We start from the raw sequence: 21,683 nt of genomic DNA on the forward strand, positions 1-21,683 counted from the left end.
GGGAGGTGAATCGACAAAAGATGAAACTTAAGATCAAGAGTACAGACAGAAAACAAAAGAGAGAATGGAGCGTTGCCCCGATGAATCAATGGTTCACCAAAACAGCTCAAATGCTGTGCTTGACGCTGATGCTTTCAGCTCTAATGCCGATTCTTGCTTCTGCACAAACAAGTTATTCCGGTGTCTCCTTCAACAACGGAACGGTGAAAGGTTCTGTATACTTAGACCACAAAAATGGCGATGAAACAGAATTGCTCCTCTACGGCCCGAGCGGTCAATACGCGGGAGTAGTCAAAGCTACTTATGCAAATTATTTCGATGAAGCAAAACAGCAGTATAAATACGATTTCCAAACGGTTGTCGACTCCGCTTACCGTTATGTTAAATTATACTCGGTAGTGGACTCCGTGTACGAAACCGTTGACAACGCAGCTTATAACGACGGTAACGACAATGATTCCGATAACGGTTCCACTACTCCGGGCGGAAGCACAGGCGGCGGTAGCGGCAATGGTGGAGGCGTGACCACTCCCGGTGACGGAAGCACAGCCGTGAATTCCATTAAAGCAGGCTCTGACGGCTCCCTAGATGCGCAGGCGTTGAAAGAAGCTCTTGCCAAAGGCGATACGCTGGAGATTGTCCTTAACGGGGATATGGTAAATATTCCGGCGTGGGTGCTGAAAGACAGCGGCGACAATAAGCAGATTACGGTCAGAAACGGCAGCGCCGTTTACTATGTACCGCTTGCGACGATTAACTACGACTCCCTTGCCTCCTCTCTAAGCGTTGGAGCAAGTGACCTTTACATCCGTGTTACCGTGAAGTTCGTATCGGAAAGCATGCGCAGCACGATGCAGACGGAAGCGGCCGCAATGGGCGGTAAAATCATCGGTACTCCGGCTGATTTTAACCTGGAAGCAGCTACTTCCGCCGGTAAGACAACCATGATCAACACCGGTAATGTGTACGTGCCTCGCAGCCTGAACTTTGACACCGTTCTTAACCAGGCAAAAACGACGGCTTTCCTGTATAACGAAACGACTAAAACCATGACGTTCGTTCCCGCTTTCTACACGTTTAGCGACGGTAAAACAGACATAATGGTGAAGCGTCAAGGCAACAGCATTTACGGTGTACTGGAGCTTAACAAGACCTTCTCGGACATCAAGGGACACTGGGCGGAGTCCAACATTATGATGCTCGCCAACAAGCTCGTTGTCGACGGCGTAACTAACACAACCTTCCAGCCGGATCGCAGCGTAACCCGCGCGGAATTCGCAGCTATGCTCGTCCGTTCTCTGGGCATTCAGAACACCGGCGGAACTTCCACGTTTAAAGACGTTGCTTCCAACCAGTGGTATGCCGATGTAGTTGCTACGGCAGCTAAACTGAAGCTGGTAGACGGTTATGAAGACGGTACGTTCCGTCCGAACAACCAGATTACCCGTGAAGAGCTTTCGGCCATGGTCGTTCGCGCTCTTAGCTACGCCGGGGTAAACACCAGCACGGAAATCACTAAGGGACAAGCCATGCTGACTAAGTTCAAAGATTCCCATACGATTATCTGGGCTAAAGATGAAATTGCCGCGGCGCTCAGCCTCGGTATCATCGATGGCATGACTTCGACTACGATTGAGCCCCTTCAGCAGGCTACACGCGCACAAAGCGCAACGATGCTGAAGCGTTTCCTGACGGCGGCTAAATTTATTTAAATAACCCCAACAAAAGAGGCTGTCCCTTAGTCACCTTCGTGACTTTTGGGACAGCCTCTTTCTCGCTTAGTCTTCCGACTACTCCACTTTCAACTTGATTTTCTTGCCGGTAAACCCGCCGCTTGCTTCCAGAACAAAGCCTTTAGCGTCTGCAGGTACGTCAAACACTACATAACCGGTAGCGGAAAGACCCGGGTTCAGCTTTTTCAAAAAGAAAGAGTCTTTTTTATCTTTAACGGAAGATTCCATAGCAATTAGTGCTTCTGTGGAGTAAGTAAACTCACGTTTTTGATCATCTATCAGTTTAAAACTGTTGCCATCGATCGTAATGGCGTCTTTTTGATTGTTTGTAAGGGTAACTTTCACAATTTTAAAAGCACCTTGCGCTTTAACTTTACTGAATTGGTTATCGCCAACTTCAGCTTTCGATTCGAAACCGTCTACTACGATTTTGACGTCAGAAGAAACGCCCTCTTTAGACAATTCCTGCTGAACCGGTGCAGCATCCTTTTTAGTTTCTGTGCCCGCTTTCGTAGAGGCTTCCGTAGTCGGCTTATCCTTACCCATATTTGCAATGATCGCTATGACGATAATAAAACCTACTACACCAAGAATAGCTTTCTTAAAAAAGCCGGCCTTTAACTTTGCGCCACATCCCGGACAAACTTTCGCCGACGTTGCAACCTCTTTCGAACATGTCTTGCAAGTAACCATCTTTGCCATTTCATTGCTCCCCTTTTTTGCAGTTAAAATTTACCTCCTCCATTATAACACTTACATAATATTACACAATTCTTTTTTTAACGACTTTAAGGCACAAAACAGGTCCTGAAAATTCATTTTTTATAGGTCTATAGTCACAAAAAAAGACCACCTCTGTATCCGGTAGTCTAATTCGTATTTGCTTCCCGCTGGGGCACTTTCCAGTTGGTCTTGTCAATCTTCTTCTGCAAAAAGAAATGGCCTACGGCCAGCAGCAGATTGCTGATCAAGGGAATTATTCCTTTGATGATTTCCGTCATCCCTAAGCGCCTCCTCTACTTCCTTACTGCTTTTATTATACCAGAAAAACCCATATGAGATTCAATGAAACCCGCCTCGTTACTTTATCTCTTTTATTCCTTACGCTAAATTTCCCGTTATCGTTCCACTTTTGCGACGAAGAATAAAGAGTTCAACTCAACAAAAAAGCAGACTTCCCGATCTCTCGGAAAGTCTGCTCCGGACCTTAATCCGTAATTCAGCGGAAGGCCGAATTACAGCATACCGTGCTAAACGAGCAACACCGCGGCAGCCTCTATCCCTAAACTTCCAAAACAAGCGTGTGCATGCTTTCCCCGCTTTTGAATACATGGGTTACTCGACGAAAAGCAGAGAAATCCGCTTCGGGATCACCTTCGAGGAGAATGACATCGGCCCATTTCCCGATCTCCAAGCTGCCGGTCTCCTGTTCGATGCCGAGCGCTTCGGCAGCCATGTAGGTAGCGGCGTGTATGACTTCTTGCAGGGACATGCCTTCTTCTTTCATGAGCTCAAGCTCCGTTGCAAAATCTCCATGCAGGTTAAACGGGGTACCCGCATCTGTACCGGCTGCAATTTTTATTTTCTCTTTATGTGCCTTGCGAAAGCTCTCACGATGGGGAATCATGGCTTCCTCATTTTTTCTTACCGCAAACTCCGGTATGCCGGCAGCCGTTCCATTCTTTACAATCTGATAGGGAGCTGCCAGTGTCGGGACGAGATACGTGTTTCGGTCTTTCATTAATTGGATCGCTTCATCATCCAGCTCGACTCCGTGCTCAATCGTTGTCACGCCTGCACGAATCGCATTTTTGATACCCTCGTTGCCTTGGGCATGTGCGGCTGTTCGTTTTCCGGCCTCTTTGGCAACTTGGCAAGCGACAGCTAATTCTTCTTCAGTTAGTTGGGAAGCTCCTGCCTTTACCCCGGGTGTTAATCCACCGCCTGTAGCCATGAGTTTAAGAAAGTCGGCACCTTCTTTTATCTTGCTCCTCGCTGTTTTTCGAACTTCCTCGATACCATCTACCTCTGTACCGAACATATGGCAGTGGCCGCCTGTCATCGTAATCGGTTGACCGCAAGCAAAGATCCTCGGGCCTTTTACAATCCCTTCTGCAATCGCTTTTCGCAGTTCAATATCTATATTGTATTTCGAACCACAATTTCTAACGGTGACTACGCCTGATCGAATCTGTTTCCCTGCACTAACAAGTGCGCGATAGGCAGCAACACCAGCCGAATCCGCGATTGTTTTGCCCATGGAATCGGGACTGCCATCCATTGTCAAATGAACATGCAAGTCAATGAGACCAGGTAGTGCGGTTAATCCCGTGCCATCAATGACCAGATCAGCTTGACTCGTCAGATCATAGGTACCTAATCCAAGAATTCCGGTTTCATCAAAAAGGATATTGGCACCTTCCGTTTTGTTGCCTCGTCCGTTATATAAAGTGACATTCTGAATGTAGGTTTTCATGTTAAGCCCCCTTCTCTAATCCAACGTTATTCATATGAATAGCTTGTTTGCGTGTAAGCATGCTGACGAGGATTAACGCTGCAGTATTTAGAAGTACGGCGATGAACCCGATATTTAATTCTTGAATGGCTTGCGGCAGACCTGGGAACAGCTGAGCTATCGTAAGGTCGTTCAGTGTAATAATGATGACAGTGAGAACACCGACGAGCATTCCGGCTGCAGCGCCTTGCTTGGTGAAGAATCTCTTGTTGACCAGAGAAGCGAGTAAGGGCGGGAATAATTGGGTTACAAAATTATAGCCCATCAGGAGCAGGGTCATGATCGTGCTGCTGTTGAAAATGGCGTAAAACATGCAAACGAGAGCGATAATCGGAACGATCAGCTTGGCAACCCTGCTAAGCCCCGCATCTGTGGTTGCAGGAAAGATTACTTGGTAGATGTTTTTCGCGATAGCTGTAGAAGCGGCCATGAGCAGCAAGGAGCCAGGAACGACCCCTGTTAATAATCCTGCAGCTCCGATTAATCCAACGAGCCAAGGGTCGAAAGTTTGGATCGATATTTTTAACAACGCCAAATCTCCATTGGGACCGGTTAATCCAGGGACCTGTAAGATAGCCGTGAACCCAACGATTAATACGAATGGCAGCATCAGTGTATAAAGGGGCATTATGATCGTATTTTTCTTAAATACATTCGTGCTTTTGGCGGAAAAATAGGCTGCGAAAGTATGGGGCCACATGCTGAAGCCGATCACAGTGAGCAAGGTTGTCGAAATGAACCAAGAGAAAGATAACCCCTTTTCAGGAATGAGCAGAAAGTTCGGTTTCGCTTCATTCACTGCCTCAAACATCGATTGAATACCGCCATAATAATGGTAGGGGAGATAAATACCCAAAAAGAGAACGATTATAAAGATTAATATATCTTTCATGACTGCCGTCCAAGCCGATCCATGAATTCCGGAAACGCTTACATAAACCGTGATGACGATGGTTGAGATGACAATGGCAAGAGAGGGCGAGATCGAACCATATGAAGCTGCGGATACGATAATCCCCAATCCTTTAAATTGCAAGATCAGATACGGTATGAGTGCCAAGACACCTACAATCGCTACCAATACACCTAAACCTTTGCTTTTGTATTTGATGGCAAAGAAATCAGATTGTGAAACGAGTTTGTGCTCTTTTGCAAATCTCCAAATCGGCGGCAGCAGCCAATACCCCAGTAAATAGCTTAAGGAAGAGGTACATAGGATATAAAATGCGGGGCCGCCTTTGGAGTAGGACCAACCACTTGTCCCAAGGAAAGTAGAAGTGGTGTAAATCTCCCCGGCGAGTAATAGAAAAACGAATACGGTGCCAAATCCCCGTCCCCCTACAGCCCACTGTTCCATATTCATATCTTTTCCTCTTCTCGCCATTAACCCGAGAAAGAGAGACAGCAAAAGAAACCCAAGCATAATGAACAGAGCCGTATTCATTATTCATCGCCCTCCTTATCGAGCAACCCGTTTGATTTATCTAGCTGATAAATAACCAGCATCGTAAGCGAAGAGAGAACAATCCACAGCAAGATCCAAAAGAGCAGGAAAGGCAATCCTAATACGTAAGGAGTAACTTGATTAAAGACAACGGTACCTCCGAGCATTCCAATAAACGGAATGATAACCAGCCAATAATAATTTCTCATTCTAGTTAACCCCCTCAAGCTTTTTCCATGATCAGAATCAGCATTCCTCAGAATTGGTATGAACGAGTTGCCCTCCTTTATAGACCCGCTTGATTCTCGCTTTATCTTGAAGGATTTTGATATCATGCAGCGGATTCCCGTCGACGACGATCATATCTGCGATTTTCCCCGTCTCAATGACCCCTAGCTCCGTTAAACGAAGTGCTTCTGCGGCTACTTGCGTAGCACTTTTAATCGCATCCATTTCAGACAAACCGTTTCTCACGAGACATTCCAGTTCATACGCATTTTCCCCGTGATAATTAAAAGGAGTTCCCGCATCCGTGCCAGCGACAATCTTGACGCCTGCCGCAATCGCCTTTTGTAAATTGGCTTCATGGGCAGTTTGGTAGTATTCCACTTTTTTAATATGGTGTTCGGGGACTCCACCCGCTTTGCCGTATTTAATCGTTTTAAAAGCAGACAGAGTAGGAACGAGATAAGCGTTTTTCTCCAAAAAGAGTTCAATCCCTTGATCGTCTAAGAACGTCCCATGCTCAATGGTTCGAACGCCAGCTTTCAAAGCATTATGAATCCCCTCTACACCAATGGCATGGGCGGCTGTGACTTTCTAGAATTTCACCGCTTCTTCTACGGCAGCTTGCATTTCCTGAATCGTTAATTGGGCGATCGTTCCCGGACCAGGTGACATTCCTCCGCCTGTAGCCATCATTTTAATGTTGTCGGCACCCAGCTTTAACTGCTCTCGGGCAGCTCTTCTTGCTTGGTCGACACCGTCCAATACGATGCCGATTCCATCCACACTTACTCCTTCAGGAAACATATCTCCGTGCCCGCCTGTTATGGTCAAGGCTTTTCCGCTGGCAAAAATGGTTGGTCCGACGATGATTCCTTGTTCAACTGCCTTTTTAATGGCGATATCAATATGTCCCTTTTCGCCCATGGTGCGAAGTGTCGTAAATCCTGCTTCGAGCGAGCGTTTGGCTCTTTCTACCCCTTTAATTGCGGCGAACGCCGGTGTATCCATGACCATGTCGGTGAAGGTGCTCGGCTCACCTGCCATACACAGATGGACGTGTGTATCAATCATTCCCGGCATCAAGGTCATGCCTTTTAGATCGAACAGCTCCGCATCACTGGCTTGCTGCACGATGGTTTCATCGTATAAGCCAACATACGTGATTCTCTCGTTTTCCACCATTACTAGGACTTCTTTTCGTACAGTGTTGCTTATTCCATCTATGAGCAATGCGTTCTTAAAAATTTTCTGGTTAGCCATCTGGCAATTCTCCCTTTTTCTTGATAATTAAGATTGGATTGCACCACAAAAGTAAGCGCATACAATTTGAAAATAGCTGCATTTAAACCATGCCGATCGTGCTAAGCAAATTACGATTTCAGTTCATACAGCATATCAATTGCAATGGCCACTTCTTCTTTTTTATTATAAAAATGGGGTGCAATCCGAATGACGTCATTGCGCGCCGACACAATAACTCCTCTTTCCCTCATTTTCATTTCGATCAGGGATGCGTTCGGGCATTGAAATGCCGTATTAGCTGCTTTTCGCTTGAGATCTAGCGGGCTCGCGATGGTTAATCCCTTTTCTTGTCCATAAGAAATGGCAAAGCTCGATAATTCGTTAAGATAGGACTCAATTCGATTTACACCTATCCGATTAATCAGTTCCAGCGCTGCATGAGCGGCGTAAGCGTTGATCATTGGAGGAGTTCCCGTATCAAAACGCCTCGTTCCTTCCGCATAATCCAGTGATTTAACATCAAACGAGAAAGGATCTATTCGGCCGAACCAGCCGGTAACGGAAGGCTGCAATTCATTGGCAAGTTCTTTCTTCACATATAGGAAGGCGATGCCCGGTATCCCCAGCAAATACTTTTGAGCTCCTGCCGTAAGAAAATCTACGTCCATCTCCTTAACATCTATAGCAACACAACCCGCTGACTGATACGCATCAACAAATAGCCGTGCCCCTTTATCGTGAACAATGGAGGAAATTTGTTTTAAATCTTGTTTAAGTCCATTATAATAAGCAGCATGCGACATGGAGACGATCAACGTTTGTTCATCCACACATTGATCATAAAATTCAATAGGAATCTCGTTGTTTTCACTTGGAACAAATGCGACTTGGGCCCCCCGAGATTGTTGAGCCAACCAGACGTGCCCGATTGAAGGGAAATCCATTTCGGTGGTCACGACTTTATTCCTGCGTGTTGTAAATTGCAGCGCCGATGCTACTGCTGACGCCGCTAATGAAACGGACGGAAGCACCGCAATTTCATCGGGTGACGCATTAATCAGTGTGGCAAAAGACTGTTTAGCCATCTCTACCCGATGCACCCAGCCCGTCCAGTCCATGCCTTCTGCTAACCAAGCGTCGGTATACTCTTTCATGGCCGCTTCCACTTGAAGGCTCATCGCGCTTTGCGAACAACTGGACAGCTGAATCTTGTTTTTCAATATCGGAAAATATTGTCTTTCCTTACCAAAAGGATATTCCACAGAAATCGCTCGCTTTCAATTTATATTTGAGGAGATTGACTATGACCGAGATAGAAAGCGCTATCAATTCTTCGGTAACATCTTGGCTGGAGAGCTTGGCTTTTCATTGGCATCCGCTCCCTCAACTTGGACAAAAGCTGGTTTTACAGAAGCATGCTTTTATCTTTTTTGAAAATCAACCTAATGATTTTGTCTATCTAGTTCTGAACGGACGTATTCGATTATATGTGACCTCCCTTAACGGCGTCGAAAAAACGATCGCAATCATTGGAAAAAACGGGATGATTGGTGAAAATGGCATTTTTGATAACGCTGCCTCTTACAACCATAGCGCTATTGCCGCTAGTAAAGCCACTTTAATTAAAATCGATCGAAAAAAATTCGAAGAAACGTTGAAAGGCAATTTTGAACTTACGCGACAAGTTTTGCTTTTGGTCAACTTAAAAATGAGAATCATGTCATCCCAATTACTGCAATTAAGCTCTTATTCTGCGATCCAGCGAATTTGTCACACGCTCTTACAGTTAGTTGATACGTATGGGTTAAAAAGCGGCGAAAAAGAGTTCATTGGAATCGGCTTTACACACCAAGAATTAGCCAATCTAGTGAGCACATCGAGGGTGACAGCGGCAAACACCCTGAAAAACTTGGAACTAACCGGCGTCATTTCCAAACAAAACGGCAAGTACGTGATTGAAGACAAGGCGCGCCTGATTTCATTAGGAACCAATCACAATTAATTGGGTATGCCTTCATTTTATTAATTACTTACTAAATATTCTGTAAAGTAGTTTACAAGATATAAAATTTCTCACATCTAATAAACATTTTTTAAAACCTTATCCATACAGGATGAAAAAGACGCACGCAAAAGGCCTCTCAGATATGAACTCTGAGAGGCCTTATTAACAGATCTAGTCAAGCGGTCTTCCCCTTGCGGGAAACCTTAATGCATAAGGCTTTGAAGTATTAGATTTTTGGTATGTCGAGACATAATCGTAGTCCTGCTAACTGGCCAGGCATACAGATTTCGCCATACGCAAGTATCCGAGCTACGAGGGGACTTGGCCCCTCCCGCGACAGGACTTTCACCGGCTAGAAGATGCATGCCTCTGGGCACGCCAAAAAGAAAAGAGGATGAACTATCTTCATCCCCTTGCTGGCGTCAAATGCTTGAATGACTTATCCCGCGCGCTTAACGACAACCCGCCGGATGAAGGTGGCGATAATCAAACCTATAATCGAGACGATTAGCGAAAAGAAGAACGCGTTCCGGGAGCCGAATGCTATCGCGTCGGCCATTTTATCGAGAGAATTCGACAACATGGGATCCTGCAAGCGCGTACCCGTCCCTCGTGATAGGAGACTGACGGCAATGGCCGTTCCGATCGCGCCTGTCACCTGTTGAAGCGTACTCATGACGGCTGTGCCGTGCGGATGCAGAGCAGGAGGCAACTGGTTCAGCGCGTTCGTCTGCGCTGGCATCATCACCATCGAGATTCCAACCATCAGTCCGATATGAAGGGCGACGATCCATCCCGCTAAGGAAGAAGCCGTTATCCAGCAGTAGAACCCTAACGTTGACGCAATAACCAAGAAGCCCGGGATAACCAGCCGCTTCGGACCGTGCTTATCGAATAAGCGCCCCATCGACGGGGAGAGGATTCCGTTCAATGCGCTGCCCGGCAGTAGCAGGAGGCCGGTCGTGAACGCGGAGAACTTCAAGCTGTTCTGCAGATATATGGGCAAAATAATCATGCTGGACACAATAATCAACATGCCGATCAAAATGATTGATTGCCCCACTGTGAACATCGGGTACCGGAAGACGCTTAAGTTCAGCAATGGCTGAGGTATGGTTAGTTGCCGAAGCACGAACAACGCAAGGAATACGATTCCGATCAGAAGGAATACCGTAACCGCCATGCTGGTCCACCCCGCCTCCGCTTCGCCGGCCTTAGAAAAACCGAATACGACAGAGCCGAAACCGACAGTGGATAATGCGATAGACAACAAATCGATCGGCGGCTTCGTACGCTTCGTTACATTTTCCAAACACCTCAGTCCTATTAACAGGCCTATCCCTAATAACGGCAAGGAAAACCAAAATATGTAACGCCAGGACAAGTATTCAATCAGCAGCCCGGATAAGGATGGGGCGATGGCAGGCGCGAACATGATGACGAGGCCGACGGAGCCCATCGCCGCGCCTCGCTTCTCTGGCGGATAAGCGACAAGGATCATATTGAATATGAGCGGAAGAAGCAGGCTCATGCCGATTGCCTGCAGAACACGGGCTGCCAATAACATCTCGAAACCGAACGCCATCGCCGCGATCAAAGTGCCGGTTATCGAACTCACAAGCGAGATGATGAACAACTGCCTGGAGGTGAACCACTGCAGCAACAATCCGGTCATCGGCATAAGGATGCCGAGCGTCAGAAGGTAGCCTGTCGTTAGCCATTGCGCGGCAGAAGCCGATATGTGGAAGACCTCCATCAGATGGCTGATGGCGATATTCAGCGCCGTCTCACTGAACATGCCGACGAAGCCGCAGACGAGCAAGGACGTCATCATAAGGTTTCGATGATTCAATTCATTCCTCCGTTAACATGGATGGTCTGACCGGTTATCCAATCGGCTTTATCGCTCACTAGGTATTCAATGGCATTGGCGATATCCACAGGAGTACCCATGCGGCCAAGGGAGTTCATGCCCTTCATGAACTCAATTTCTTCTTCTGACTTGCCAACGAAGAATTGCTCGGTTTGTATCGGGCCAGGTGCTACTGCATTGACGGTAATTTGTTTGGAACCGAATTCCTTGGCTAACTGACGAGTAAGGTGTTCAACCGTACCCTTGGTGCTCGCATAGACACTCATATCAGGGAAGGTTAGTTTCGTCCCTGCTGTAGAGATATTCACAATTCTCCCGTTGCTCTCCATATGCTTCCATGCTTGCTGACAAGCAAAGAAGACCCCTTTGACGTTAACCGAGAATTGATGTTCGAACTCCCTCTCGGTCACCTCGGACAGAGGGTTGTTCGTGATCACCGCCGCATTGTTGATCAGAATATCCACTTGGCCGAACTCAGCCATCGTCTTGGCGAACATCTCCTCAATCTCATTTATTCTGCTGAGATCGGCGCGAACCGCCACCGCTTTTCTTCCATTGCTCAAGATCGTATCCACCAAAGCTAACGCATCCTCTGCGCTATTCGAATAATTAATGACCACCTTGGCCCCCAATTCCGATAACCGCTCAGCAATGCCGCGTCCAATTCCTCTAGAAGATCCGGTGATCAACGCTACTTTTCCATTCAACGAATTCATGTCTAATTCCTCCAGCTTTCTTGTGTATTGGTGTGTAATTAAGTTGGGAAATTAATTGTTCAAACTTTAACACTCAGATTTCTAACAGTCAATATATTTTTTATTCGACTTCTATCATTATTCTAACTAACCACCGGTTCCGTTGACACTATTCATTCATTCTTATATAGTTTTATTACTTACAATTAGAAATTTAATCATTAGACAGGAGGAGTCCAGCATGGATACCAACCCCGACACCCCGTTTCTGGAAATGCTGCAGCTTATCGGACTTAAATTAAAGAAACAAGCCGATGAGAGCATTAAAGAACTGGGCTTGAATTCTCAGCAGGGAAAATTAATAGCCTTCATCCATGAACATCAGGAGCAAGGCCTTATTCAGAAAGATCTTTCCGAACGTTTCCATGTGCGCGGAGCAAGCATCACAAGCATGCTTCAGGGACTTGAGAAGAAGGGATATATCGAACGGAAGATCCCCGCTCATAACGAACGGCAGAAGAACATCTACGTTCTGCCCAAGGGCCTTGCCTTGATCAATGACTTCGAACTATCCTTCCAACGGGTAGAAGAGAAGATCGTTCAGAATCTCAACGAAGAAGAACAGCAAGTTCTTCAACAACTTTTGACGAAGATCAATCAAAATCTGTAGTCAATGTTGAGATTATCCCCAGACAAATGCAACTTGAATACAAATTCCGCTGGGAGATGACGCACCCGAAAGCCATCACCTATTTTTCCCACTATATGCCTGTGCTTTCCATGGCTGCCCAACTCCCTTGGATTCCATCTAACGCAGCATTTCATAACAAGTGCTTCGTTGTGGTCGGGAAAGAGCGGGTTTCGGCGGTTGGCGTTTCATCGGGTAAACCGATCATGACACAAACCACAATGTTTTTTTGATGCACGTCCATACCTGCACAATGGGTAACAATCGCTTCCCAAATCAATCTTCCTCTCAAATGGTTGTACCAAAGATAGGTGGATTTGCTTAAAGAGAACCATTTTTCCGTGCGTGATCTTCGCTGTCCTCTCGGACAGGAGTCAACATGGAGGGCTTTGGACCCGTAGCGTACTTCCATCGTACAGAGGCGCTCCTTTTTTTACAAAGCTGAAATTTATCCATCTACAGGAATCTAACGCAGAACGATAGTTAAACAGTGAAGGGCTGCCGCGTGGCAGCCCTTCGCCCCGCTAACGGGCAGGTTAGTTGAGTCGGAATTCCTAACTAAACTTGAATCATTAACTTGTCGATACATTCGTAGATACCTAAATTTACCGGATGGGGTGGCAGAATTGAAGGCAAAAATTATTATCACTTTTTTATTTATTTTTTCACTAGCATCTATGCCCAATGTAGGAGCAGCGAACACAGGAAACTTAAAAGACATTTCCGGGCATTGGGCTGAAGCGCAAATCAAATCAGCAGTCGTTAAAGGTTATGTAAATGGTTATCAAGATGGAACTTTCAAGCCTGAAGCTCCTGTGAGTGGAGAAGAGTTTTTGGCTATGATGGTGCGAGCGTTAAAAATCCCCACCGAATCCCAGCTCTCGGAGGAATCTTGGTTTTCCCCAATTTACAAATCGGCAGGTAAAAGCGGTATTTATCAGGGGGATTATCAGAAAGGATGGGATCAACCACTCACCCGTGGTGACATGGCATTGACTTTAGAGAGGGCTACTCGACAAAGAAGTTTTAAGCAATTGGTTGAATCGTCCCCACAAAGTAGGATACAGGACATCGATTCGATGCACAAAAATATGGAATCCAAACAAATGGTGTATGAATCGGTAAGGCGAGGGCTGATGACGGGCACAAGCTCTACCGAATTATCACTTGATTCCGCCACAACTCGTGCTCAGGCTGTAGTAGTTATTGAACGAGTCATTTCTTATAATGCGGGAGAAAGTTTACCGATTGACCGACATACTTTGGAAGTCGCAGAAGTATTCTGGCATTCAACTAATCTGTTCACTGTTTGGTCGAATTTTCTCGGCATAGAAAATGCCAATAAATTTGATACGACAAAGTTACATATAGAGACCGATTTTTTCGTCGGTGACATTACCGGACTTTATATCATCGACGCTAATGACCCAGACTCACCATATTGGGATAAAATACAATATCCATTAAGTGAATTGTATAGAAATTCGTACAAAGAAGCTTATCCGGTAGAAGATATTAAAGATGCTTATTATATTGTTCACAGTATTTCTGAAAATGAAATAGAAAATTCTCAACATCGTGCACCTATAAATATCAACATACATGGGGTAGGAGAGGATCCTGTAACTTATTTCAATGCTGGGGACGTATCTGCCATGCGGGAAAGACTTGAGAATGGGTCATTTGAAGTAAAGGAAGTGCTCCTTTTAAGAAAGCATACTGTACCCAAGGTTGGCGAAGCGCAGCATCACATAAACGGCAAATATTTTGATTCAAAGGTAGCTGTTCGCATCTTCATAGTGCCCAAATACAACGTTCTTGTAGACAAAATAACGATCGATGTTTCTTCAACTATGATTGGCGATCGTAAAAATCAACGAGTCTTGAATATATGGCCTACTGGCATTCGTACTTTGAAACCAAATGCTAGTGATGTTGAGCTATACATGTTGGAGGAATTAAATTAAATAGAATGATTTATTTAATAAAGAAAAGAAAACCCTCTGTACAATGCTAGGCAGAAATATTAAGCTCACGGGAAACGATAGTGCAATTATCAGAACTGGAGCAGGCGCCGCGGCGACCTGCTCCTGATCATTACAGGAGGTAACATATGAGTTCCATTCTAAAAGTTATAGAAAAGTTAAAGTTGAACGTCTTGAATGTTGAAGATGTTCCAGAGTCATTTAGTTCTGATGTATACAAACTTACTCTTGCCAGTGGAGAAAACGTGTTTGTAAAAATTCCATTTAACAAGGATAAACTATTCCGTGAATTTCAGATGCTTGAAACATAAAGGGTTGCGCGGCGGTATCTCCTGTTTGTGCTTATATTATGTGGTATGCGCGTGGAAGCGGATTGTTTTCTAATATTGTTTCGTCCCTTCCAATCACAGTATTGCTGTCAGAAGGGTTTGAATTACGTAACGCTTACTTACCCTTTCACACTCATTACTATTTAATACCATGGCTTATGGGAATATATCTAATAATGATAGTTGTTTTGTTACTTACAATGCCGAAAAACAAAAAGAAACTATTGGCCATACTAGAAAATGGGCAATTCCGAAGTGACTTTGCTTGAAGCTTTGAAAGAGTGGATCAAGTTTAGGAGGTGATTTTTTTGTTAAGAAAAATCTGTATCATTTTCGTATTAGTTTTAAGCACCTTGACTCTCGGGTGTTCACAAGAGGAATCAAAACCATTAGTTATACCAAGCGAATATCAACATGCTAAGGAGATGCTCGATCATTTATACAATGAGGGGCTCAACATTCAAGAAATTCATAACTCTAAGTACACTGCATTCTTTAATACAAATCCTAATAACTCGATGTACATCAAAACAGATATGGGAATATTCGAACTTGTACATCTTGAACGTAAGAACGGCAAGGAAATAGATATTGTAGTACAGGAAGCTACTGATAATGGGGAATATAAATATGTAGTTTCAGAAAAGGGTGTAGACCGACTATTAATCCTAGGCGCAGAAAACTATTTTAATAAATCGGACGAATACATTACTATTGCGAGAAATAAAGATTTAAATGATAAAATTAAACAAGCTCTAAAAGCTCAATAAACCTAATTGTATATTCGGGAATCGTGTGCATTGGCTCAATCCAAGCAAGTCTGTGCTACCCCTCTCCATGATTAAAGTTTGTTACGCTAACGGGAACGATAGTGCAATCACCGCCCGTATAAGAGGCGGTTTTCTTTTGCTCGAAAATCAACATTTAACAATAACAGAGCCTAAATAATAGAAGACACCTTAGAGCGATTTCCATCACTCTAAGGTGTCTTCGTTTTACACAATGTGGGCAAACCAGGTTTCTCCAAGGAGAAACCCTTGCCACTACAGGCTTTGCAGCCTATCTTACATCATGCCGCCCATTTAACCATCAGTCTCACCTGAGCTCGTTGATGACCGTTTTCTTACTAAAATCAGCTATTTTTTTATATTCATGCTGAATTTGTATCGTATGATTTCATATTCAATCGGAAAAACCGTGATTTTTTTGATTGCTCTACCTCGTATATATAATAGAAGAAACATGTTCATTATGCAATCAATTTTGCCCATATAATCCGGTCGTTTGGTTGTTTCCTCTTTCTTCTTTAGACTCGTTTCTTTTCTCCCACGCATATAAAATTACTATTTCTGATAATTTTTCACCAAAAATATATCCTTTTTCTTTAAGCCCTCCTAATACCTTTTGTATGTCGTCCGCTGTATACCCCGACTTACGTCCCAGCTCAACGCGGCTTGGCATCCGTTTATTTATGGATGAGAAATTATACAGAATACGGAGAATTTTTCTTTCCATATCGGTTAGCATTTGGCCCTCTAAAACAAATATTTGTTCCCATTATATATGTAGATTTTTTTTCTTTCAATAGGCGATTACCTTATGTGAGTTACGCGTGATACAATTTACCCAACACCATGAATTTGTCTGCGAAGGAGGTACGTTTCTTTGGCGCTCCGTATTGGGAGAAGTCGCTTACCCGATCTCCTAGAAAGTAAAGGTATGACACAAGCACAATTGGCCCAACGATTAAACCTTTCAGATTCCTTCGTGTCCAAGGTCGCTAGAGGTGAAAAGCGCCTGTCCCTGCTCAAGTCCAGGGAAGCCGCAATAATCCTCAACTGCTATATGGACGATCTCTATGAATGGATTGACACCGAAGAAGGTAAGCGGTAGTGAGCAGAATTTCGCTCACTCCTACAAGCGTCATTGTACCTATAGGTCCATATAAATTACAATATATGTAATTTATATGATCGGCGGTTGGATATGAAAATGAAAAAGAGATTTGATGAAGGCGAACTTGGCGGCCATATAATCGCCTTGTGCCTGTTGTTCTACGTATTTGGTCTACTGCTCTTATTGTTAATGGGTTGGAACGAATAATTTAGATAGAGGTGTGTAACTTGCCGTACATTATTATTCGGTCAAATCGAGTAGTAGCCGAATGTCTGACCGAATTTGAAGCACAAGAATATATAAGGAAAACCAGTGAACCGGAGAAATACTCAATCTTTCGATTCGTCCCTCGGAAGTGATGCAAAAAAGCTCCCGGCGTTGGCGGGAGCCTTATCTTTAATCAGTAACTGCTTCAAATTCTTTTTCGTCTTTTACATCTTTGTTGAGCATAGCCTTACTGTAGTCTGATGCCTTAAATGATGCGACCTTTCTTGTGTATGGAGAGTTGGAAATTTCACCAGGTGGAATATAAAGGCCACCTGGCGTGCTAGGGTACGGTAAGTATGAGACAGATTTATTAGCCCCGTAGTAGTATGCTTGCCATACAAACTTGGAACAATAATTATTTTTAATATCAGACCATCCAAATGGATCGATTACATATGTCCACATTTTGTATAGGTTGGCATCTGCCCATTTAGCGGCTTCAGCTCCCCCGCCCTCTGTATGTCGGTAGACAGTTATCATATCGTCTGGTTTATGTCTAACACCTGTGTAATAGGTTAGGGTATCCATTTGCGGCCCTGTTGTATGGGCATTATATACCTTATTATAAGGACCTGCAATAATTCCAACGTGGCCAACAATGGGTTGAGCGCCACCAAGTGTTTTGCTTGAATATAGAATATCTCCTGGTTGAACAGTAACAGTTGTGCCCGGATAGGTTTCATCTGGTATTCCATTCGGGGTTACCTCGGCTTTAGTAGAAAGGGGGGCTGACAAAAGCATAGTACTTGCTAAAACAGCAGATAAAAAATTAAATTTTGAAGCAATTTTTACTGGAACATTTATCCTTTTATGTAAAATAAAGTACAATAGATAGAATATACCCTAGGTTAACTTTTTTCAATAGATTTCTATTTTTGATTAATATATTAAATGTGTCAATGGAGGTGATTTTATAAAAAAAAGGGTTTTGTTGTATTTGCTGTTACCTATCCTCATTATCATTGCTGTTATATACATTAGAGCTCAAATAGTTGCTAGGGTAATGGAAAATGATGTGATTGCATACCTCAAAACAAAAGGATATAGCGCTAATGACATCCTAAAGACTAAAGGGTTGGTTGGAAAATCACCCGTATATTCTGTGTTGGTTGAATTCCAGGATGAGCCTGGAAAGAAATACTACTACGTCAAAAATAAAAACGGAGTGTTCCAAATACAACATCCAATGAGAGGCAAGCATAATGAAGAATTAGATATAGAAAAATATCAACAAGGCTGGTAAAGTCTATCAGAAAGTTTCCTGAACATAAAAAAGCCCCCGGCCATTAGGCGCGGGGGTATCTTCGCTATGCACAGAATATTCACAAGCGCTTGGCGATTTTATCACGTAGATTAAAGCCTGTCGGCCATACGTTTAACTAGCAGTGCCACATACTCGCCTTTAGCCGTTCCGCCGTCCCGCGCATTGGCCGCCCAGTAATCCGGCGAGTCAATCACCTCGGCCGCGTGCAGCTTTGCCAGCGCTCTCTCCATGTCATCCTCCGGTCCGGTCGCCTCGGGAGCTGCTGACAGGCCGAGGGCTTCCGCCAGGCCATCTGCTGTAGCTCTGGACACACACACGTTTCTCTACTGGCTGAAGCCGATACCAAGTTACATGAAATTATGGACCGACTTGGACATAAAGACGATGACACTACCCAACAGATTTATCTTCACGTTACCAAGCATAAAAAGAAAGAAGCTTCCCACAAGTTCGCAGAACTCATGAGAAGCTTTTAAACTATGGACTAAAGTTACCCTTATTAAGTCGTTCCAGGTAAAACCCTTAATGCACAAGGCTTTTCAGCCTATCTTACATCATGCCGCCCATGATACATGGCGACTTTTATAGTTTTTTTGCCTCAATTTCAGACTTTTACGTCCACTTCTCCTGCAAATTCAGTCCATTTTGCCCCGATGCAGGCCATATTTGCTGGCCTCGCCCGAGGTGTTACCTGCACGAATACGTCGAGGTCGCAACAGCGCGTGAGGCGCGCCGCCTCAATCTGGTGTTCGGCGCTGTAGCGGCAGTGTTGCGGCCGATAAACCACTCCACAGTGTTGCCGTGCCACTCCTAATAGATTGTGAAGAACTAGGCGGGAGCGCAAACCGGACTTAATCAGCATACAGGCTCGTTGATTGTAGCTTTGCTAAATATAGATAGCCACTTTAGATATTCAGATCAGGGTGCTTTGGAATCTTATATTTTGGGTATGTCGAGACATAATCGTAGACCTGCTAACTGGCCAGGCATATTTTTTAGAGGTAATTGCAGCTCGGTCAATAGCATTGCCCATTGCGAAGGATGTTGAAACGGGTAAAATCCGGCAGCGCCTCCACGAACGATTATTTCATCGCTCGCTCCTCCAATGCGGGTGAATGCCGCAATGGCGAGACCTGCTATGCCAAAAATATTGGAAGCTGCATTATTGAGCCTGCTATCACCAAATTGTGTAAGGCAGATGTCATCGGATAAATCTCGTGATGGAATTTCTTCTCCACAAATGAACAAATTATTCTTGAACTCCTTGGAGACATACTCCCACTCGAAATCCCATGGCATTCTATACCCTGTTTTTTCCAAAAAAACTTTGCTTCTTGTAAGTTAACATAGGCGGGGAATGGGCCATCTTCGCTATAAAAATCAGGCCGTTCTTCATCATTTGATAGATTAATATTCTCCTCTAATACCCACTCGTAAACAGGGAAAAGGCTCATAAGGAATGGGTTTATACGAGTATTTTCATTATCCTCAGATTGATGGATAAGTTGAGAAATCATTGACCAATCGTTAGGTGTGCCTATATTTCTGATGCTCTCAATATGTTGAGAGGATGCACCATAAATAAAGTCTCCTCCAAATATTAAATTTAAAGGTGTTTCGTAAAGCTCATCATAAAAACATGGTATTTCTATTTCTTTACCATTTTGAGGATTTTTTATTATATATGGTTTAGCGAGTTTGAATCTTCCCGGTAATTTATTGATTATCGAATTGCAAATATCTTCGCGGCGTTCACGTGAAGCATTTGCCAATTTTCTAGGCTATTGATTTCCGTAATGTTGGTCATTGGGTGCACCATCCTCTTCAGCTTATTTTCCTCGGCCCCTTATTGCCGTTCACTGGCGCTGGAGACCGAAATATATTGAACTGCTTATTAATAAGGACGAGTGGGATCTATTATTGAATACTGAGACTTTTCTATGTAAATATCAAAAGCATCTATACCTTCTTGTAAAATTATACGTGCTTCTTTATGAGTAATTGGTACAACCCACAAGACACTAATTATTTCTTCACCTATTTTTATTTCTTCTAAATCCTCACTTTCTCCTCTTAGTTCATCAATCAAAAGGGCTTTTGTAGTCCAGTTCTCTGGTGCGATTGCGCTCTCAGTCATTACTCGTGGTGCTTCCGAAGATTTTATATTTTCAATATTATGGGCAATCAGGTCGCAGAAATAGGAGAATATACGATCAATGCTTTCTTGTCCCAAATCAGGTTTTAAAGCTAGCATCCATTCAGTCTCAGTAGGTTTTCCAGTTTTTCGAATGGAATTAGATAGGCCGACTGTTGCGAATCTTGCAGGAATTTTATCATTAATTGATGGGAAATAATAGATCTCAATATATACGCCAATCTCCGGTTTTGTCATTATGACTCTATATTCTGGCATAGACCATTCTTTAATATATAAATTAAGAATGATTGTTCTTCTGATGTCGAAGTTCAGAATTTTTTCTTTGCTTGACTCTCTATTAATTTGCACATTCATCACCTTTTTTATTGGTTTTCTCGGTTTAAAGATGACCTCAAGGAATTATGGAGCCGAATAGTAGATGCATGGTTCGGTTTGTCAATGTGTTTATATACGAAGTTACTTAGTTTCCTTTCGATGATTGGTGCTTCATGACAGCTTCTTTTGCTCTAAGGACAATATCATCCACATCGGAAAACTGACGTTCAATAGATGCTAGCGCCTTCAGTAAAAAAAGGCCAAGATTTTTATCTCCTAAGCATAATTCCGTTTCGGCGAAAAATTCGATGTCTTCGAGTTTTTCTATATTTTTTTTATTATTGATGTTTTCAGGGAATTCGATGTATTTATGGAGGGTTAAGACTGCATCCTCGCCCTTGGTTTTAAAATCGTGAACCATTCCATTGAATATGGTGTCTTTGAATCCTTCCTTGAGCCTGCCTTTTTCATTCAATGCATCCGGATGAAATGTCGCCAAATATTTTTCGTTACTTATGGCTTGATCATTAACGATGTAGGATATTTTTTCTTCGTCAAGAATCTTTATTATTTCATCAATTGACTTAAACTTTAGTCTTGCAAATCTTGCCGGAGAAAATTGCTTGCGCAAAGAATCTTCATTTTTTGAAAGATATGCCCTAAAAGAAATTTGAGAGTTTCCTTCCAAGAGTTCTTTGAAATAAACAAGATGCCTTTCATCTACCATATCTGCCTCCTGCACTTCTTGAGCTTTTGGGTAATATTATGGTCACGCATCATTTTTTTGATCTGGGATTGGAGATCTGATTGAAAAAATCGGGGGTCCCACTTAGTTAATAAAATAGGCTTTTCACGAAGTTCGATTTGAACTCGTGAGAAGCCTATTTTTATTTCTATGTGGTCAAAATGTGGTCTAACGGCGTTTCCGCAAGCGGAAACCCTTGATGTTACAAGCTTTCACTTGATTACCGCACTGGACGCTTTCCGTCCAGTCGGCAACGAAATCTACCGTTTAAGCGCGGTTGTTCATCATCGAATTACTTCGA

Annotated in this window: 23 protein-coding genes and 1 pseudogene; 8 read left to right on the forward strand and 16 right to left on the reverse strand. The window is 43.7% G+C overall.

The window, feature by feature from the left end; all coding sequences use genetic code 11:
• The first annotated feature begins 80 nt into the window (after positions 1–80).
• Positions 81–1,712, forward strand: a complete 1,632-nt coding sequence (locus AC2TF6_RS25150) for an S-layer homology domain-containing protein (protein ID WP_491308987.1) — start codon at positions 81–83, stop codon at positions 1,710–1,712.
• A 78-nt stretch (positions 1,713–1,790) separates the two neighbouring features.
• Here AC2TF6_RS25150 and AC2TF6_RS25155 read toward each other — a convergent pair whose 3' ends face one another.
• The 7 genes and pseudogenes from AC2TF6_RS25155 to AC2TF6_RS25185 all read right to left on the reverse strand — a co-directional run bounded on the left by AC2TF6_RS25155 (position 1,791) and on the right by AC2TF6_RS25185 (position 8,424).
• The gene (locus AC2TF6_RS25155; protein ID WP_491308988.1) at positions 1,791–2,435 is read right to left on the reverse strand and encodes a DUF4352 domain-containing protein; all 645 of its coding nucleotides are present in this window, start codon (positions 2,433–2,435) and stop codon (positions 1,791–1,793) included.
• A 167-nt stretch (positions 2,436–2,602) separates the two neighbouring features.
• A complete protein-coding gene (locus AC2TF6_RS25160; RefSeq protein WP_491308989.1) occupies positions 2,603–2,734 on the reverse strand; it encodes a hypothetical protein in 132 nt (43 codons plus the stop codon).
• 281 nt (positions 2,735–3,015) lie between these two features.
• On the reverse strand, positions 3,016–4,209 hold the full coding sequence (locus tag AC2TF6_RS25165) for a metal-dependent hydrolase family protein (RefSeq protein WP_491308990.1): 1,194 nt from the start codon (positions 4,207–4,209) through the stop codon (positions 3,016–3,018).
• Position 4,210: 1 nt separating this feature from the next.
• Positions 4,211–5,692 carry a sodium:solute symporter family protein gene (locus AC2TF6_RS25170; protein ID WP_491308991.1) on the reverse strand — a complete coding sequence of 494 codons (1,482 nt, stop codon included), beginning with the start codon at positions 5,690–5,692 and terminating at the stop codon, positions 4,211–4,213.
• Positions 5,692–5,901, reverse strand: coding sequence for a DUF3311 domain-containing protein (locus tag AC2TF6_RS25175; RefSeq protein WP_491308992.1), 210 nt, complete (start codon positions 5,899–5,901; stop codon positions 5,692–5,694). Before AC2TF6_RS25175 ends, AC2TF6_RS25170 begins: the two co-directional genes overlap by 1 nt.
• Positions 5,902–5,938: 37 nt before the next feature.
• Positions 5,939–7,180: pseudogene (locus tag AC2TF6_RS25180) on the reverse strand (metal-dependent hydrolase family protein).
• A 110-nt stretch (positions 7,181–7,290) separates the two neighbouring features.
• On the reverse strand, positions 7,291–8,424 hold the full coding sequence (locus AC2TF6_RS25185; RefSeq protein WP_491308993.1) for an aminotransferase class V-fold PLP-dependent enzyme: 1,134 nt from the start codon (positions 8,422–8,424) through the stop codon (positions 7,291–7,293).
• A gap of 41 nt (positions 8,425–8,465) precedes the next feature.
• Between AC2TF6_RS25185 and AC2TF6_RS25190 the strand changes: the two genes are divergently transcribed.
• Positions 8,466–9,164, forward strand: a complete 699-nt coding sequence (locus AC2TF6_RS25190) for a Crp/Fnr family transcriptional regulator (protein WP_491308994.1) — start codon at positions 8,466–8,468, stop codon at positions 9,162–9,164.
• Positions 9,165–9,606: 442 nt separating this feature from the next.
• Here AC2TF6_RS25190 and AC2TF6_RS25195 read toward each other — a convergent pair whose 3' ends face one another.
• Together AC2TF6_RS25195 and AC2TF6_RS25200 are read right to left on the reverse strand one after the other, a co-directional pair.
• Complete coding sequence (locus AC2TF6_RS25195; RefSeq protein ID WP_491311714.1) at positions 9,607–11,001, reverse strand: MDR family MFS transporter; 1,395 nt, start codon at positions 10,999–11,001, stop codon at positions 9,607–9,609.
• A gap of 14 nt (positions 11,002–11,015) precedes the next feature.
• On the reverse strand, positions 11,016–11,756 hold the full coding sequence (locus AC2TF6_RS25200; RefSeq protein WP_491308995.1) for a glucose 1-dehydrogenase: 741 nt from the start codon (positions 11,754–11,756) through the stop codon (positions 11,016–11,018).
• Positions 11,757–11,976: 220 nt separating this feature from the next.
• Between AC2TF6_RS25200 and AC2TF6_RS25205 the strand changes: the two genes are divergently transcribed.
• Positions 11,977–12,405 carry a MarR family winged helix-turn-helix transcriptional regulator gene (locus AC2TF6_RS25205; protein WP_491308996.1) on the forward strand — a complete coding sequence of 143 codons (429 nt, stop codon included), beginning with the start codon at positions 11,977–11,979 and terminating at the stop codon, positions 12,403–12,405.
• A 151-nt stretch (positions 12,406–12,556) separates the two neighbouring features.
• Here the strand turns inward: AC2TF6_RS25205 and AC2TF6_RS25210 are convergent, their stop codons facing one another.
• Complete coding sequence (locus AC2TF6_RS25210) at positions 12,557–12,835, reverse strand: hypothetical protein (protein ID WP_491308997.1); 279 nt, start codon at positions 12,833–12,835, stop codon at positions 12,557–12,559.
• A gap of 214 nt (positions 12,836–13,049) precedes the next feature.
• On the opposite strand from AC2TF6_RS25210, the gene AC2TF6_RS25215 reads away from it, so the two are divergent.
• From AC2TF6_RS25215 to AC2TF6_RS25225, 3 genes are all read left to right on the forward strand, one after another.
• Complete coding sequence (locus tag AC2TF6_RS25215) at positions 13,050–14,390, forward strand: S-layer homology domain-containing protein (protein WP_491308998.1); 1,341 nt, start codon at positions 13,050–13,052, stop codon at positions 14,388–14,390.
• A gap of 146 nt (positions 14,391–14,536) precedes the next feature.
• Positions 14,537–14,719 (forward strand): hypothetical protein, encoded by a 183-nt coding sequence (locus AC2TF6_RS25220; protein ID WP_370002048.1) that lies wholly within the window; start codon positions 14,537–14,539, stop codon positions 14,717–14,719.
• A gap of 326 nt (positions 14,720–15,045) precedes the next feature.
• Positions 15,046–15,507 carry a hypothetical protein gene (locus AC2TF6_RS25225; RefSeq protein WP_491308999.1) on the forward strand — a complete coding sequence of 154 codons (462 nt, stop codon included), beginning with the start codon at positions 15,046–15,048 and terminating at the stop codon, positions 15,505–15,507.
• A 487-nt stretch (positions 15,508–15,994) separates the two neighbouring features.
• Here AC2TF6_RS25225 and AC2TF6_RS25230 read toward each other — a convergent pair whose 3' ends face one another.
• Entirely contained in the window at positions 15,995–16,264 is a 270-nt protein-coding gene (locus tag AC2TF6_RS25230) for a hypothetical protein (RefSeq protein WP_491309000.1), read from the reverse strand.
• A gap of 138 nt (positions 16,265–16,402) precedes the next feature.
• Between AC2TF6_RS25230 and AC2TF6_RS25235 the strand changes: the two genes are divergently transcribed.
• The gene (locus tag AC2TF6_RS25235; RefSeq protein WP_491309001.1) at positions 16,403–16,630 is read left to right on the forward strand and encodes a helix-turn-helix domain-containing protein; all 228 of its coding nucleotides are present in this window, start codon (positions 16,403–16,405) and stop codon (positions 16,628–16,630) included.
• 399 nt (positions 16,631–17,029) lie between these two features.
• Here the strand turns inward: AC2TF6_RS25235 and AC2TF6_RS25240 are convergent, their stop codons facing one another.
• Positions 17,030–17,728 carry a hypothetical protein gene (locus AC2TF6_RS25240; RefSeq protein WP_491309002.1) on the reverse strand — a complete coding sequence of 233 codons (699 nt, stop codon included), beginning with the start codon at positions 17,726–17,728 and terminating at the stop codon, positions 17,030–17,032.
• Positions 17,729–17,837: 109 nt separating this feature from the next.
• Here AC2TF6_RS25240 and AC2TF6_RS25245 point away from each other — a divergent pair, with 109 nt between their 5' ends.
• Positions 17,838–18,143: a DUF3139 domain-containing protein gene (locus AC2TF6_RS25245; RefSeq protein WP_491309003.1), complete on the forward strand. Its 306-nt coding sequence runs from the start codon at positions 17,838–17,840 to the stop codon at positions 18,141–18,143.
• Between the two features lie 110 nt (positions 18,144–18,253).
• Here AC2TF6_RS25245 and AC2TF6_RS25250 read toward each other — a convergent pair whose 3' ends face one another.
• The 4 genes from AC2TF6_RS25250 to AC2TF6_RS25265 form a co-directional block, all read right to left on the reverse strand.
• A complete protein-coding gene (locus AC2TF6_RS25250; protein WP_491309004.1) occupies positions 18,254–18,475 on the reverse strand; it encodes a hypothetical protein in 222 nt (73 codons plus the stop codon).
• Positions 18,476–19,300: 825 nt separating this feature from the next.
• Positions 19,301–19,936 (reverse strand): hypothetical protein, encoded by a 636-nt coding sequence (locus AC2TF6_RS25255; RefSeq protein WP_491309005.1) that lies wholly within the window; start codon positions 19,934–19,936, stop codon positions 19,301–19,303.
• Between the two features lie 122 nt (positions 19,937–20,058).
• The gene (locus AC2TF6_RS25260) at positions 20,059–20,670 is read right to left on the reverse strand and encodes a suppressor of fused domain protein (protein WP_491309006.1); all 612 of its coding nucleotides are present in this window, start codon (positions 20,668–20,670) and stop codon (positions 20,059–20,061) included.
• Positions 20,671–20,782: 112 nt separating this feature from the next.
• Complete coding sequence (locus AC2TF6_RS25265) at positions 20,783–21,364, reverse strand: hypothetical protein (protein ID WP_491309007.1); 582 nt, start codon at positions 21,362–21,364, stop codon at positions 20,783–20,785.
• Between the last annotated feature and the right edge of the window lie 319 nt (positions 21,365–21,683).

Source organism: Paenibacillus sp. JNUCC 35 (assembly GCF_058269095.1).

Bases quoted from the DNA above. Each gene is read 5' to 3' on its own strand.
- AC2TF6_RS25150 (WP_491308987.1), top strand. From the start codon at position 81: ATGAATCAATGGTTCACCAAAACAGCTCAAATGCTGTGCTTGACGCTG.
- AC2TF6_RS25155 (WP_491308988.1), bottom strand. From the start codon at position 2,435: ATGGCAAAGATGGTTACTTGCAAGACATGTTCGAAAGAGGTTGCAACG.
- AC2TF6_RS25160 (WP_491308989.1), bottom strand. From the start codon at position 2,734: ATGACGGAAATCATCAAAGGAATAATTCCCTTGATCAGCAATCTGCTG.
- AC2TF6_RS25165 (WP_491308990.1), bottom strand. From the start codon at position 4,209: ATGAAAACCTACATTCAGAATGTCACTTTATATAACGGACGAGGCAAC.
- AC2TF6_RS25170 (WP_491308991.1), bottom strand. From the start codon at position 5,692: ATGAATACGGCTCTGTTCATTATGCTTGGGTTTCTTTTGCTGTCTCTC.
- AC2TF6_RS25175 (WP_491308992.1), bottom strand. From the start codon at position 5,901: ATGAGAAATTATTATTGGCTGGTTATCATTCCGTTTATTGGAATGCTC.
- AC2TF6_RS25190 (WP_491308994.1), top strand. From the start codon at position 8,466: ATGACCGAGATAGAAAGCGCTATCAATTCTTCGGTAACATCTTGGCTG.
- AC2TF6_RS25195 (WP_491311714.1), bottom strand. From the start codon at position 11,001: ATGATGACGTCCTTGCTCGTCTGCGGCTTCGTCGGCATGTTCAGTGAG.
- AC2TF6_RS25200 (WP_491308995.1), bottom strand. From the start codon at position 11,756: ATGAATTCGTTGAATGGAAAAGTAGCGTTGATCACCGGATCTTCTAGA.
- AC2TF6_RS25205 (WP_491308996.1), top strand. From the start codon at position 11,977: ATGGATACCAACCCCGACACCCCGTTTCTGGAAATGCTGCAGCTTATC.
- AC2TF6_RS25210 (WP_491308997.1), bottom strand. From the start codon at position 12,835: ATGGAAGTACGCTACGGGTCCAAAGCCCTCCATGTTGACTCCTGTCCG.
- AC2TF6_RS25220 (WP_370002048.1), top strand. From the start codon at position 14,537: ATGAGTTCCATTCTAAAAGTTATAGAAAAGTTAAAGTTGAACGTCTTG.
- AC2TF6_RS25230 (WP_491309000.1), bottom strand. From the start codon at position 16,264: ATGCTAACCGATATGGAAAGAAAAATTCTCCGTATTCTGTATAATTTC.
- AC2TF6_RS25265 (WP_491309007.1), bottom strand. From the start codon at position 21,364: ATGGTAGATGAAAGGCATCTTGTTTATTTCAAAGAACTCTTGGAAGGA.